At 63.6% G+C, this 13,191-nt stretch carries 12 protein-coding genes and 1 pseudogene; 9 read left to right on the top strand and 4 right to left on the bottom strand.

What is annotated here, in order from left to right:
- Nucleotides 1-54: 54 nt before the first annotated feature.
- The 3 genes from HV711_RS03350 to HV711_RS03340 all read left to right on the top strand — a co-directional run bounded on the left by HV711_RS03350 (nucleotide 55) and on the right by HV711_RS03340 (nucleotide 2,862).
- Nucleotides 55-828 (top strand): SDR family oxidoreductase, encoded by a 774-nt coding sequence (locus tag HV711_RS03350; protein WP_013591111.1) that lies wholly within the window; start codon nucleotides 55-57, stop codon nucleotides 826-828.
- Nucleotides 829-855: 27 nt separating this feature from the next.
- Nucleotides 856-1,938 (top strand): ABC transporter ATP-binding protein, encoded by a 1,083-nt coding sequence (locus HV711_RS03345; protein WP_035480014.1) that lies wholly within the window; start codon nucleotides 856-858, stop codon nucleotides 1,936-1,938.
- Between the two features lie 63 nt (nucleotides 1,939-2,001).
- Nucleotides 2,002-2,862, top strand: coding sequence for a MurR/RpiR family transcriptional regulator (locus HV711_RS03340; RefSeq protein ID WP_014972526.1), 861 nt, complete (start codon nucleotides 2,002-2,004; stop codon nucleotides 2,860-2,862).
- A 158-nt stretch (nucleotides 2,863-3,020) separates the two neighbouring features.
- Here HV711_RS03340 and HV711_RS03335 read toward each other — a convergent pair whose 3' ends face one another.
- Together HV711_RS03335 and HV711_RS03330 are read right to left on the bottom strand one after the other, a co-directional pair.
- Entirely contained in the window at nucleotides 3,021-3,857 is an 837-nt protein-coding gene (locus tag HV711_RS03335; RefSeq protein WP_035480013.1) for an IclR family transcriptional regulator, read from the bottom strand.
- Complete coding sequence (locus HV711_RS03330) at nucleotides 3,854-4,717, bottom strand: IclR family transcriptional regulator (RefSeq protein WP_035480011.1); 864 nt, start codon at nucleotides 4,715-4,717, stop codon at nucleotides 3,854-3,856. The genes HV711_RS03335 and HV711_RS03330 overlap by 4 nt, the downstream gene beginning before the upstream one ends.
- A gap of 273 nt (nucleotides 4,718-4,990) precedes the next feature.
- Between HV711_RS03330 and HV711_RS03325 the strand changes: the two genes are divergently transcribed.
- The 6 genes from HV711_RS03325 to HV711_RS03300 all read left to right on the top strand — a co-directional run bounded on the left by HV711_RS03325 (nucleotide 4,991) and on the right by HV711_RS03300 (nucleotide 11,593).
- Nucleotides 4,991-5,950: an MBL fold metallo-hydrolase gene (locus HV711_RS03325; RefSeq protein WP_028361186.1), complete on the top strand. Its 960-nt coding sequence runs from the start codon at nucleotides 4,991-4,993 to the stop codon at nucleotides 5,948-5,950.
- Between the two features lie 74 nt (nucleotides 5,951-6,024).
- Nucleotides 6,025-7,734, top strand: coding sequence for an FAD-dependent oxidoreductase (locus HV711_RS03320; RefSeq protein ID WP_035480009.1), 1,710 nt, complete (start codon nucleotides 6,025-6,027; stop codon nucleotides 7,732-7,734).
- A 43-nt stretch (nucleotides 7,735-7,777) separates the two neighbouring features.
- Nucleotides 7,778-8,014: a DUF2783 domain-containing protein gene (locus HV711_RS03315; protein WP_013591104.1), complete on the top strand. Its 237-nt coding sequence runs from the start codon at nucleotides 7,778-7,780 to the stop codon at nucleotides 8,012-8,014.
- Nucleotides 8,015-8,093: 79 nt separating this feature from the next.
- Complete coding sequence (locus tag HV711_RS03310) at nucleotides 8,094-9,425, top strand: MFS transporter (RefSeq protein WP_028361184.1); 1,332 nt, start codon at nucleotides 8,094-8,096, stop codon at nucleotides 9,423-9,425.
- Nucleotides 9,426-9,493: 68 nt separating this feature from the next.
- Complete coding sequence (locus tag HV711_RS03305) at nucleotides 9,494-10,195, top strand: 4'-phosphopantetheinyl transferase family protein (protein WP_035480006.1); 702 nt, start codon at nucleotides 9,494-9,496, stop codon at nucleotides 10,193-10,195.
- A 162-nt stretch (nucleotides 10,196-10,357) separates the two neighbouring features.
- On the top strand, nucleotides 10,358-11,593 hold the full coding sequence (locus HV711_RS03300) for a YbfB/YjiJ family MFS transporter (RefSeq protein WP_035480003.1): 1,236 nt from the start codon (nucleotides 10,358-10,360) through the stop codon (nucleotides 11,591-11,593).
- A gap of 16 nt (nucleotides 11,594-11,609) precedes the next feature.
- Here the strand turns inward: HV711_RS03300 and HV711_RS03295 are convergent, their stop codons facing one another.
- Both HV711_RS03295 and HV711_RS03290 read right to left on the bottom strand, forming a co-directional pair.
- Entirely contained in the window at nucleotides 11,610-12,083 is a 474-nt protein-coding gene (locus HV711_RS03295; RefSeq protein WP_013591100.1) for an Lrp/AsnC family transcriptional regulator, read from the bottom strand.
- 546 nt (nucleotides 12,084-12,629) lie between these two features.
- A pseudogene (locus tag HV711_RS03290) lies at nucleotides 12,630-13,139 on the bottom strand (SDR family oxidoreductase); the annotation flags it as partial.
- Nucleotides 13,140-13,191 lie beyond the last annotated feature (52 nt).

The following is a 13,191-nucleotide window of genomic DNA, read 5'->3' as shown; positions in this document are numbered from 1 at the left end:
TAAGAAATTTTCACGGTCTGCGAAGACGCATGTCGGCCTGAAGGCGAGGGAAAAATGAATCGAGTCGTATTAGTCACGGGCGCCTGCGGCGGTATCGGCAGCGTGTTATGCAAGCGTTTCGTCGAGCAAGGCGATACGGTGCTGGCGCTCGACCTCGACGCGTCGGCGCTCGCGCGCCTTTCGAAGCAACTCGGCGAAACGCAGGTCACGCCGCTGGTTGCCGATCTCGGCGACGCCGCCGCGGTGCAGCAAGCCGTGGCCGCAGCGGTCGCAAAACGCGGACCGGTGGACGTACTGGTCGCGAACGCGGGCGCAGCCGAAGGCCTCACGCTCGCCACGACCGACGCCGCCAGCTGGCAGCGCGATATTCATCTGAACCTGAACGGCACGTATCACACGGTCGAAGCCGTACGCGCGTCGATGATCGAACGCCAGCAGGGCGCGCTCGTGCTGATTGGCTCCGTGAACGGCATGGCCGCGCTCGGGCATCCTGCATACAGCGCGGCAAAAGCGGGCTTGATCAGTTACACGAAGGCGCTCGCGCTCGAACTCGGCCGCCATGGCATTCGCGCGAATATCGTGTGTCCGGGCACCGTGAAGACGCAGGCATGGCAAGCGCGCGTCGACAAGAACCCCCAGGTCTTCGAAGATCTGAAAAAGTGGTATCCGTTGCGCGATTTCGCCACGCCCGACGATATCGCCGACGCCGTGCTCTTTCTCGCCTCGCCGATGGCGCGCGTGATCACCGGCGTCGCGTTGCCCGTGGACGGCGGCCTGATGGCCGGCAACCGTCTGATGGCGCAAGAACTGACGCTCGAATCGCTTTGACCCAAACCCGCAGACGATGAGGACAGCATGGCAGCAGTGCAACTGAGCGGCATCTTCAAGCGCTACGGCGATACGCAGGTGGTGCATGGCATCGACCTTCACATCGACGACGGCGAGTTCGTCGTGTTAGTCGGCCCGTCGGGCTGCGGCAAGAGCACGCTGATGCGAATGGTGGCGGGGCTCGAGGAAATCAGCGGCGGTGATCTGATGATCGGCGGAACGCGCGCGAACACGCTTGCGCCGCAGCAGCGCAATATCTCGATGGTATTTCAGAGCTACGCGCTCTATCCGCATCTGTCGGTCTACGAAAATATCGCCTTCGGTCCGCGCATTCGTAAGGAGTCCCCCGCGAATTTCAAGCCGCGAATCGAGGCTGCCGCAAAGATGCTCAATCTCGGCGGCTACCTTGACCGTTTGCCGCGTGCCTTGTCGGGCGGTCAGCGGCAGCGCGTGGCGATGGGGCGCGCTGTGGTGCGCGAGCCGTCGCTATTTTTGTTCGACGAGCCGCTCTCCAATCTCGACGCGAAATTGCGTGTGCAGATGCGCACGGAAATCAAGGCGCTGCATCAGCGACTGAAAAACACGGTGATTTACGTGACGCACGATCAGATCGAAGCGATGACGATGGCCGATCGCATTGTCGTGATGAACGCGGGGCGGATTGAACAGATCGGACGCCCGCTCGAGCTGTACGACTGTCCGGCGAATCTGTTTGTCGCGAGCTTTCTCGGCTCGCCGTCGATGAATTTCGCCGAAGGCGTCGTGGTGAACCGTGCTCAGGGCTCGGGGCTCGCGTTGAAACTCGCGGACGGCAGCGAGATCACGCTGGAAGGCGCCCCGGCTTCGGCCACGGCCGGCGCGAAGGTCACTTTAGGCGTGCGGCCCGAGCACATCGAAACGGTCACGCAGACGCCCGACGCGGCGATGGAAGTCGAGGTCATCGAGCCGACTGGCGCGGAGACGCATTTGTACGGGAAAATAGGCGGCAACACGTGGTGCGTGACGACGCGTCAACGCTCGAACCTCGAGCACGGCGAGCGTATCGCGCTGCATTTGCCGGCTAGTCACATTCACCTGTTCGATACGGAGAGTGGACGCAGACTGGCCTGAGCCGCGTGTTGCCGATTGAAGCTGCGAGCGACGCGGATTCATTTAACCCTCAAGGAACACCGGGTGTCCGCACCGAATCTGATTCCCCACATCCGCAGCGCACTCGCCAGTTTGCGGCCCGCCGAACGCAAGGTCGCCGACATGGTGCTGAACGACGTCGACTTCGCCATGCGCGCGAGCATTACCGAACTCGCGCAGCGCGCGGACGTCTCCGAGCCTTCGGTCACGCGTTTTTGCCGGGCGATCGGGGCGCATGGTCTGCGCGACTTCAAGATGCAGCTTGCGCAGAGCGTGGCGGGCGGGTTGCCGTATGCGTCGGCCGCCATTGCGCGCGACGACGACGTGCAAACGCTGATGGACAAAGTAGGCGAAGCCGCCGTCGACGGCATCACGCACGCGCGCGGCGCGCTGGATCCGGCGGTGGTCGAGAGCGCGATTGCGGCGCTCTCGGGGGCGCGGCGTGTGTTCTTTTTCGGCGTCGGGTCAGGCTCCGGCCTCGTCGCGCAAGATGCGGCGTTGCGGTTTTTGCGCCTCGACATCGCGTCCACCGCTTTTACCGACGCGCACCTTCAACGTCTCTATGCCGGCATGATGGAGCCAGGCGACGTGGCCTTTGCGATTTCGCATTCGGGGCGCAGCGTCGAAGTGAACGAGAGTATTCAGATCGCGAAGGAACGCGGCGCCACCACCATCGCGCTCACCAATGTGGGCTCGCGCCTCGCGTGGCTCGTGGATATACCGCTGCTGCTGCGCGTGCCGAGTCCCATTGATCCGAATACGCCGGGCGTGTCGCGGCTCGTGCACCTTTGCATCATGGACGCGCTCGCCATCGGCGTCGCGCTCAAAGCGGGGCCGAAGACGCTGGAGAAGATGCGGCACGCGAAGGCAAGGTTGTCCTCGCACGAGCCGCAGACGGGCGATTAGGGGCTGGCTTCATCGGCGAAGGCTTCGGCGATCGCGTTGACGATCGCCACGCCGCCCGCATCAGTTTCGGTTATTCGTCCGCCAAAACGATTACAAAACGCCGTTTTCACGAAAAAACGATTACCGAAGGGGGCGCAAGAGCGCCTGCCCGCCTCACGTCACCCCATCCACCCAAACCGCCGCGACAACCGCAGCGCGGCGGCCTGCAACGTCTGCGCAGGCCCGGCTGTGGCGGCGCTGTCGAAGCTGCCGCTCGGTCCCATCAGGGCGAGCACGAGGCAGATGCTGCCGGTGTGATCGAGCACCGGCGCGGCCAGCGTGTCGATGCCGGGCACGGGCCGGCTGAGCGCGGTATCGATCCCCTCGGCACGAATCTGGGCGAGTCGCTGCGCGTAGGTTTCCTTCAGCGCCGTCGGCGCGCCTTTGCCCACCGGAACGTCCGTTTCCTCGGCGCCCGCCAGCCGCAGATGGTCCTGGGCGAGCAGCCCGGCCCGTACGTCGTCAGCGACGTGGGCGGCGAAAACGCGCCCGATTGCCGTGTTCACGAGCGACATGACCGTGCCGACCCGCAAACTCACATGCAGTGGCCGCGGCGATTCCTCCAGCCGCACGACCGTCGGTCCGAGCGGGCCGAGCACCGCCATTGCGACGCTCATCGCCGTGGATGCCGCCAGTTCCACCACCTCGGGCTCGGCCTCGCGCACGGGCGACAGCCGCTGCAGGCTGATCAACCCGAGCTCCAGCGCAAGCGACCCCGCTTCGAAGCAGCCGGCGGCGTCGCGGCTCAGCAGGCCGATCTTCAGCAAGCTCACCAGATGCGGAAAGGCTTTGGCCGGCGGCATGCCGGCTGCGGCTGCGAGGTCGCGCAAGGTCAACGGCCGCGCCGCGGCGACGAGCGCTGCCAGCAGCTCGCCGGTGTTGTCGAGCGACTGGATGCCGCGCTGCGGTTTGGCATCCGCGGAAAGGGGGGGAAGGTTATCGGATGACGCAGTCACGATATAGACGAGGCAAGCCGTGAGGATTGAGCCGCCAGCTCGGCGCCGATCTCTCGAGCGGTACCGAGCAACGCACGGGCGATCGGACCGTCGGCGGCCACATTCATTGCGCCCGTCGAGCCGATCACCGTCAATGCCAGTGCCAGATGCCCCTGCGGGTCGAGCACCGGCGCGCTCACACTGCTGATGCCGGGGCTCGGAGCATCCACGCTGCTTTCGAGGCCGCGCGCGCGGATTTTCTCCAGCGACGCCTGGAAAGACGCGTCGCGCGGCGCGGCCCGCATGCTTTTTTCGGCACCAGACTGATTGGCCCACATCGCGTCGAGCGTTTCGCGCGGCAAGTAAGCGCAGAAAACGCGTCCCGTCGATGTGGCGGGCAGCGACATCACCGTGCCCACGTGCAGATTCACATGCAATGGAAAGCCCGCATGTTCGTATCGAACGATGGTCGGCCCCTGCGGACCGGCGATGCAAATGGCCACGCTAAAGCCGATGGCTTCGGCCAGCGCGGCCACGCGTGGCACGGCGGCGCGAAATGCCGGCTGGTGTTCCAGGTGCAGCAGGCCCAGCCGCAGCGACAGCGGACCGGGCTCGTAACGGCCCGACAACTCGTCGCGCTTGACGAGGCCGAGGCGGCTCAAGCTCACCAGATATGCATGCGCCTGCCCCGGCGCGAGATCCGCCGCGATGGCGAGATCGGACAGCGCGAGGGGCACGCGCGCCTGCGCGAGCGCGAAGAGCAGCCGGCCGCCGACTTCCACGCTCTGAATGCCGCGCTGCGTCTTGCCGCCATTCGCGGTTTCGTTTCCGCCTGCGCCCGTGCCGACTGCCTTGGCCGCGTTGGCTGCTTTGCTGACCACCGTGCTTGTCCGTAAAAAGGGTCTATGTTAACCGAACCGTGAGGGCAAACCGCCACTGCCCATGGTGTCTATCTTAGGCTTGGGAAGATTTGCGTATAGCGATACATTTCGCTATTGACAAATAAATCGCCGCGGTCATAAGATGCATTCACCCCGACATACCGGCGCAGTCACAGAGTCAAAACGGGGCGAGACAATCTCCAGTACTGTCAGCCTGCCCACGTCGCGCGGCCGGCCGTCTCGCCTCACATCCAACTTTTGAGGGAGACGAGCATGGCAAAGGCATTCGCATCGCAGGCCGATCTGGAAGTCAAGAAAGTCACATGGACGCAGTTGTCCGATAACGCCTACGCGTACACCGCGGAAGGCGACCCGAATTCGGGCGTGATCATCGGCGACGACGGTGTGCTGATCGTTGACACCACCGCCACGCCGGCCATGGCACAAGACCTCATCGCAAAAATCCGCAGCGTCACCGATAAGCCCATCAAATACGTCGTGCTCTCGCACTATCACGCGGTGCGCGTGCTCGGCGCGTCGGCGTACTTTCAGGAAGGCGCGCAGGAAATCATTGCGAGCCGCGGTACCTACGAGATGATCGTCGAACGCGGCGAAGCGGACATGAAGTCGGAAATTGAGCGCTTTCCGCGTCTTTTTGCCGGCGTCGAGACGGTGCCGGGGCTGACATGGCCGACGCTCGTCTTCGAAAAGGAAATCACGCTGTTTCTCGGCAAGCTCGAAGTGCGCATCGCGCATCTGGGCGCGGGTCACACGAAGGGCGACACAGTCGTGTGGCTGCCGTCGCAAAAGGTGCTGTTCTCCGGCGATCTCGTCGAATACGACGCAGCTTGCTATTGCGGCGACGCGCAACTCGAACAATGGCCGGCGACGCTCGAAGCACTGCGCGCGCTCAATGCGGAAAAGCTGGTGCCGGGCCGCGGCCCCGCGCTGACCACGCCGCAAGACGTCAACAAAGGCCTCGATTACACGAAGGATTTTGTCACGACGCTGCTGCAGCAAGGCCGCGAAGCCGTCGCGCAGAAGCTCGATCTGAAAGCCGCCATGGCGCACACGCGCAAGGCCATGGATCCGAAGTTCGGCCATGTGTTCATCTACGAGCACTGCCTGCCGTTCGACGTTTCGCGTGCTTACGACGAAGCGAGCGGCATCACCCATCCGCGCATCTGGACCGCACAGCGCGACAAGGAAATGTGGGACGCGCTGCAAGCCTGACAGGCCTATAACAATAAAAGCGAAGCGCAGCGCGGACGTAGAGCAGAGAAAGCGGAGAAGGACGGAGACACAAGATGAGCATCAACTACCAGACGCTGTCGTTCGAATATCAGCCGTGCCGGGAGCAAAGCCCGCAGACCGGCACGGAGCAGACGGTCTATCCGGTGATCGTGGTCGGCGCGGGGCCCGTGGGCCTCGCCACCGCAATCGACCTCGCGCAGCAGGGCGTGGCCGTGGTTCTGGTGGACGACGATTGTTCGTTGTCCACAGGTTCGCGCGCGATCTGCTTTTCAAAACGGTCCCTCGATATTTTCGACCGGCTCGGATGCGGCGACCGGATGGTGGACAAGGGCATCAGCTGGAATGTCGGCAAGGTGTTCCTGAAAGACGAACTCGTCTACACGTTCAATCTGCAGCCGGAGGCGGGGCATCACCGGCCCGCGTTCATCAATCTTCAGCAGTACTATGTTGAAGGCTTCCTGCTCGAACGCGCGCAGGAAATGCCCAACATCGAGATTCGCTGGAAAAGCAAAGTGGTCGGCGTCGAGCAGAGCGGAACGCCGGGCACATGCGACGCCGCCGTCACGCTGACGGTCGACACGCCGAACGGTCAATACGCATTGCGTGGCCGCTATGTGGTCGCCGCCGACGGCTCGCGCAGCCCGATCCGCAATCTGATGGGGCTCGACAGCAAAGGCGTGACCTTCAAGGATCGTTTCCTGATCGCCGACGTGAAAATGGAAGCCGACTTTCCGACCGAGCGCTGGTTCTGGTTCGATCCGCCGTTTCATCCGAATCAGTCGGTGCTGCTGCATCGTCAGCCGGACAATGTGTGGCGTATCGACTTCCAGCTTGGATGGGACGCCGATCCGGTGCTCGAAAAAACGCCTGAGCGCGTCATTCCGCGTGTGCGCGCGTTGCTCGGGCCGGATGCGAAGTTCGAGCTCGAATGGGTGAGCGTCTATACGTTTTCGTGCTTGCGCATGGAGCGCTTCCGCCATGGCAATGTGCTGTTTGCGGGCGATTCCGCTCACGGCGTGTCGCCGTTCGGCGCGCGGGGCGCGAATAGCGGCGTGCAGGACGCGGAAAATCTCGCGTGGAAGCTCGCCATGGTGCTGGACGGCAAGGCAGCGGACGCACTGCTCGACACGTATGCGAGCGAGCGCGAATTTGCCGCCGACGAAAACATCCGCAACTCCACCCGCTCCACCGATTTCATCACGCCCAAGAGCCCGGTGAGCCGCGTGTTTCGCGACGCCGTGCTGAAGCTCGCGCGTCATCATCCGTTTGCCCGGCAACTGACGAACAGCGGCCGCCTGTCGGTGCCCGCGGTGTTGAGCGATTCGCCGCTCAATACGGTGGATTGCGACAGCTTCGCGGGCCTCATGGTGCCGGGCGCCTCGTGTGTCGATGCGCCGGTGCGGGCGGCTGGCGAACCCGCGTGGCTGCTTCGGCATCTCGGCCAGCAATTCACCGGTGTGCTGTTTTGCGGCGATAAAGGCATCGACGCCGCCACCGAAGCCGCGCTCAATGCGCTGCGCACGAGCGCGATTCCGTTGAAGCTCGTCGTGATCGCGCGCGGCGACACAGAGCCGCCCGCCATCGCGGATGTGACGATTCTGCGCGACGCCGAGGGCCTCGCCGGCGCGCGCTACGACGCGCAGCCCGGCACGTTCTATCTGATCCGCCCGGACCAGCATGTGTGCGCGCGCTGGCGGCAACTCGAGCCGCTTGCGGTGGAGCATGCGCTCAAGCGCGCGCTGTGCGTCGAAGGTATAGCGTAACGGCCGCGGCATAAGCGCAAAAAATAGAATCTGGAGACACACCATGGCACTGAACACGCAACCGAACCTCGCGCGTCCGGACGATTTCTACGAGGCGCTGATCGACATGCATCGCGACCTCGACGACGCACGGAGTCAGTCGGCGAATGCGCAACTCATTTTGCTGCTGGCCAACCATATCGGCGATCACGCGACGCTGCTCGAAGCGATTCGATACGCGCGCGAAGGCGTGGCCGATGCATCGCCGGAAGGCGGCGAGGTCCACCCGCTCGCGGCCTGATTCGCGGTTCCGTACAGCGCAACACTGCCGGACCCGCGGGTCCGTTGGACGCATCACGCCTCATGTCTGGAGATAAACGATGAGTCAATCCCTCGCCTCGGCGCTCGAGCCCGGTTCAAGCGCCGCCGCGCATGACGATCTGCTGTATCGCAAGGTGTCGCTGCGCATTATTCCTTTTCTGTTTCTCTGCTACGTGGTGTCGTTTCTGGACCGCATCAACATCGGCTTCGCGCAGTTGCAGATGAAGCACGACCTCGGTTTCAGCGACGCGATGTACGGGCTCGGCGCGGCCGTGTTCTATGTCGGCTATGTGTTGTGCGAAGTGCCGAGCAACCTGCTGCTCGCCAAATTCGGCGCGCGCCGCACTTTCACGCGGATCATGTTGCTGTGGGGCGTGGCGTCGGTCGGCATGATGATGGTGTCGGCGCCCGCACATTTCTACTTGCTGCGCTTCATGCTCGGCGTGTTCGAGGCGGGCTTCTTTCCGGGCATCGTGCTGTATCTCACGTATTGGTACCCGGCCCGGCGACGCGCGGCCGTGCTCTCGGTGTTCTTTGCGGGCGTCGCGGTGGCGGGTGTGCTGGGCGGCCTCGTGTCGGGCTGGATCATGCGCGATATGGGCGGCGTGCTCGGCCTCTTCGGCTGGCAGTGGATGTTCGTTATCGAGGGGGCGCCCGCGGTGATCCTCGGTCTCGTCGCGGCCGTCTATCTGGTCGACGGTCCACAGCACGCGAAGTGGCTCAGCGCCGACGAAAAGGCGCGGCTCATCGCGCAACGCGACGAGGAAGGCGCCGCATCGTCGCACGCGGCACATTCATCGCACTCGTTCGTGCAGGCTTTGCGCAATCCGCGCGTCTATCTGTTCGCGTTCATCTATTTCTCGTTGACGTGCGCGTCGTTGACGCTCAACTTCTGGATGCCGTTGATGATCCGCGACTTCGGCATTCGCGATGTGCTCGCAATCAGCCTGTACAGCGTGATTCCGAATGCGGTCGGCGCCGTCGGCCTGATTCTGATTGCCCGTCATTCGGACCGGCGCGGCGAACGCCGGCGGCATTTCACCGTATGCACGATTGGCGGCGGCCTCGCGCTTTCGCTTTTGACGCTGCATTTAAGCAGTTTTGCTGCGATGCTCGCGATTCTCTCGCTCGCTGCCGTGCTGATTTTTGCGGCACTGCCGATCTTCTGGACCGTGCCGTCGCGCTATCTGTCGGGCGCGGCGGCGGCAGGCGGCATCGCGTTGATCAGCAGCATCGGCATTACGAGCGGCATTGTGAGCCCCTGGGTGATCGGGCAGATCAAGACGCACACCGGCAGCATGGACAACGCGCTGTATCTGCTGACCGTGCTGTTGTTTGCAAGCGGCATTGCGCTGCTGATCGGCGTGCCGAAGGAGAGCCGGCCCGTCTGAACGCAGCGCACGTTGCACGAGGCTCATCGTGTAGAGTCGCGGTAATTTCATTGCGCCCCGTTCTTGCGATGTCGGCCACTATCCAGGTTGTTCCGCTGCAACACGAAGGCCCGCCCGATGTGTCGGTGTGGCGGGTCGATTTTTCTTTCGACGCATCGCTCGACGCCGCAATCTTCCAATCGCTCAGCGACGACGAACGCGACAGAGCGCGGCGATTCCGTCGACAAGAAGACGCGCTGCGCTTCGCGACCACGCGCGCCGCGCTGCGCGAACTGCTCGCGCGCAACCTCGGCATCGACGCTCGCGCCGTGCGTTTGACGGCCGACGCAAACCGGCGCCCGCAGCTCGCAGATACGACGGCACTCGACTTCAACGTGTCGCACGCGGGCGCGTACGGTCTGATCGCGATGTCAGCGGCGCGGCGCGTGGGCGTCGACATCGAGCAGTGCAACGACACCTTCGACTGGCGCGCTATCGTCGCCCTGACGCTCGACCCGGACGAGGCTGCATGGATCGAGCGCCTCGATGCCTCGGCGCAACTGGCGGCGTTTTACGACGCCTGGACGGCCAAGGAAGCGCTCGTGAAGACGACGGGCGCGGGCATCGCGCGCGGCCTGCAGCATTTGACCGTGTTGCCGCGCGAAGGCCTGCGCGTGACGCTGCGCAACGCCATTGCGGATGACATGCGCGCGCTGGCGGCGCAATGGCTCGCCGCGCCGCGCGGTTACGCGGCGTGCCTGGCATGGTCTGCCGCGCCGCGTGATGGGTAGCGCGCCGACGTCAAACGCGTTCCATCGGCTTTTTTTGCTTGGCAAGATGCAACTAACTGTCAGCCCCGCGCGGCGTCTCCAGATATGATGGCGAAGCGCGAAAAATCCTGCATCGACCAGCAAAACGGCCTCGCAACAAGGTCCCGTCTTCCGCACTAACGCATGCCGACCCATCCATCCGAAGCTGCTGATTCCAACGTCGTCGACGAAGCCGCACAACGCTTGCCGACCCTGCTGCAAGCCGCCGCGCTGTCCCTGGGAAGCGCGATCGCGCTGGGGCTTGCGCGCTTCGCCTACGCGCTGCTGTTGCCGTCGATGAAACTCGACCTGAACTGGAGCTTCGCCGAAGCCGGCGCGATGAACACCGCGAATGCGCTCGGTTATCTGCTCGGCGCGCTGGCTTTCCCGCGAATTGCGCGTCGCTCGAGGGTGGACACGTTATTCGTCGCGGGTTGCGTCGCGACGGCATTGTTGATGGCCGGCAGTGGTCTCGTCGCGGACACCAACCTGCTCCTGCTGTTGCGCGTGATCACAGGCGCGGCCAGCGCGGCGATCTTCATCAGCGGCGGCGTGCTGGCGGCGCGGCTCGCATCGGCAAGACCACGCGATGCGGGACTCGTGCTCGGCTTGTACTACGGCGGCACGGGATGGGGCATTGTTGCTGCGTCGCTGCTCGTGCCGTTGACGATTCTCAACCGCGCGCATGGCTGGCAGTTCGCGTGGTTTGCGCTGGCTGCCGCGTGCGCTGTATTGACCGTGGCGGCCGTTGGCGCCGCGCGAAAAATCGAGGGCTTGCACGCTACTGCGGCACCGGCCGCGCAACGCGTGGCCACAGATCACGCCGCGCGCTGGCCCCGCTTTGCTTGCGCGCTCGCCGGCTATGCGTTGTTCGGCGTCGGCTATATCGGCTACATGACGTTTATCGTCGCGCTGTTGCGCAACGCGGGCATGAGCGCCGCAGTCGTAACGGCGTTCTACCTGTTGCTGGGCGTTACGACGGTGCTTTCCGCGCGTGTGTGGTCAGGGCTGCTCGACCGCATGCGCGGCGGTCAGGCGCTCGCCGTGCTCAATGCGCTGCTCGCCGTCGCAACGCTGTTGCCCGCGCTCTTCACGCAACCGTGGATCGCCTTTGCGTCCGGCGCGCTGTTCGGCGCGACGTTCCTGTCCGCTGTGGCATCGACGACGGCATTCGTGCGCCACAATCTGCCGGCGAGCCATTGGGCCAAGGGCATCAGCGCGTTCACCATCGCTTTCGCGTTCGGGCAGATCGTCGGGCCGATGGTGATCGGCTGGGTGTCGGACGGAGCGGGTCTGGCTCGCGGTCTCATCTATTCCGCGCTGCTGCTCGCGGGGGGTGCGCTGCTCGCCGCGTGTCAAAAACCGCTGCGCGAAAGTTGAGGCCCGTGGCCGCGCGTCAGATCTGCACCGACGGAATGCTCTTCATGCAACGCAGCGCGAACATGGAACGGCTATGACGAATGCCCGCGATCTTGTAGAGCTTTTCGCGTAGAAAGCGCTCATAACCCGCCGTGCCGTCCACGGCCACTTTGACCAGATAGTCGTAATCGCCGGACACCAGATACGCCTCGAGTACTTCGGTGAGGGTCGCCAGTTCCGCGCCGAAGCGGGCGAGGGCGTCGTCGTCGTGACGATCGAGCGTGACTTCGAGCAGCACGATATCGGCGAGGCCGAGTTTCTGTTGGTCGAGCAGCGCAACATAGCCGCGAATGTAGCCCTCGCTTTCGAGTTGACGCGTGCGGTTCCAGCAAGCCGTCGTCGACATGCCGACCTGTTCGGCAAGCTCCGCATTGCTCACGCGCGCATTCTTTTGCAATGCGCGGAGGATTCTGCGGTCCTGATTGTCCAGCGCGCGGGTCTTGGTGCTCATGTCGGGGATAGGAAGATTGTTCGGTCAGACGTCATTCTATCGGAAGAACATTCCTGGAGTCGCCGTGTGGGCTCGCGCTTTAGGAAGCCTATCCAGCACGGCTGCCGGTATATTTTCAGGGTGCATTCGCGCCCGGGAGAACCGTCCGGCTCGCCAACCGTCCGGCAGCCACGCGCGGCCACAAGCCGCTACGGGTATGACGCTGCTTTTACCGAAGCCAGCATGAGGGGAAACTGCGACACTACCAGGTCGCAGCCAACGCTCGCTCGGGCCCGAACGCATGTAGGGCACTGGCGCGCGAATCGAGGCATGAAAGAGACGCGCGGCCACGTAAGGGCCGCGCCACGGAGCGTGTTTCGAATGATCAATGGAAGATCAGGTACAGAATCACCAGCACGATCACCGGAACACCCAGAAGCCAGCCAAGTAGGTAAGGCATGATGTCTCTCCTTTCGTATCGAGTTGGAATACGACGGAGATTCAGCATGGCGCGTGCCTGAGGTATTCACCGCGCGTGCCGCCGCCGCGTTCCAAATGTCGCACTGTTTAGCCGTTGCCGACGAATCCCGGATAGAGCGTCATTCCGCCGTCCACGAATAAGGTTGTGCCCACAACATAATCGCTTTCGTCGGATGCGAGCCACACGGCGGCCTTGCCGATATCTTCTACTTCGCCGACCCGCCCGTAAGGGATCAATTGCAGTAACTTTTCGCGTGCGGCGCTCGTGTCCCACGCGTCGTGATTGATCTTGGTGCGAATCGCGCCAGGCGCAATCGAGTTGACGCGAATCCGCTCCGGCGCTACTTCCTGCGCGAGCGACTTCATGAACATCTGAATGCCGCCCTTCGACGCGGTGTAGTTGACATGCCCGGCCCACGGAATGACTTCGTGCACCGAGCTCATACAGATAATTTTGCCGAGCGCTTTCGACACGGACGTTGCCCCGCGCCGGCGGAATTCTTTCACTGCGGCTTGTGCCGTGAGGAACTGTCCCGTGAGATTGGTGCCAAGCACGGTCTGCCAATCGTCCATCGACATATCGGCAATTTTTCCATCGCAATTCCTCGGCGCTTATGCGCGCCTCTGTACCTTCAGATGTGACGAGGCC

Origin of the sequence: Paraburkholderia phenoliruptrix (genome assembly GCF_902859825.1) — a bacterium.
Taxonomy (GTDB): Bacteria; Pseudomonadota; Gammaproteobacteria; order Burkholderiales; family Burkholderiaceae; genus Paraburkholderia; species Paraburkholderia phenoliruptrix.
The sequence above is the reverse complement of the archived record's forward strand: the minus strand, read 5'-3'. Positions and strand labels throughout refer to the sequence as shown.

Coding starts and splice junctions, on each gene's coding strand:
- HV711_RS03350 (WP_013591111.1), top strand. CDS start 55: ATGAATCGAGTCGTATTAGTCACGGGCGCCTGCGGCGGTATCGGCAGC.
- HV711_RS03345 (WP_035480014.1), top strand. CDS start 856: ATGGCAGCAGTGCAACTGAGCGGCATCTTCAAGCGCTACGGCGATACG.
- HV711_RS03325 (WP_028361186.1), top strand. CDS start 4,991: ATGGCAAAGGCATTCGCATCGCAGGCCGATCTGGAAGTCAAGAAAGTC.
- HV711_RS03320 (WP_035480009.1), top strand. CDS start 6,025: ATGAGCATCAACTACCAGACGCTGTCGTTCGAATATCAGCCGTGCCGG.
- HV711_RS03315 (WP_013591104.1), top strand. CDS start 7,778: ATGGCACTGAACACGCAACCGAACCTCGCGCGTCCGGACGATTTCTAC.
- HV711_RS03310 (WP_028361184.1), top strand. CDS start 8,094: ATGAGTCAATCCCTCGCCTCGGCGCTCGAGCCCGGTTCAAGCGCCGCC.
- HV711_RS03305 (WP_035480006.1), top strand. CDS start 9,494: ATGTCGGCCACTATCCAGGTTGTTCCGCTGCAACACGAAGGCCCGCCC.
- HV711_RS03300 (WP_035480003.1), top strand. CDS start 10,358: ATGCCGACCCATCCATCCGAAGCTGCTGATTCCAACGTCGTCGACGAA.
- HV711_RS03295 (WP_013591100.1), bottom strand. CDS start 12,083: ATGAGCACCAAGACCCGCGCGCTGGACAATCAGGACCGCAGAATCCTC.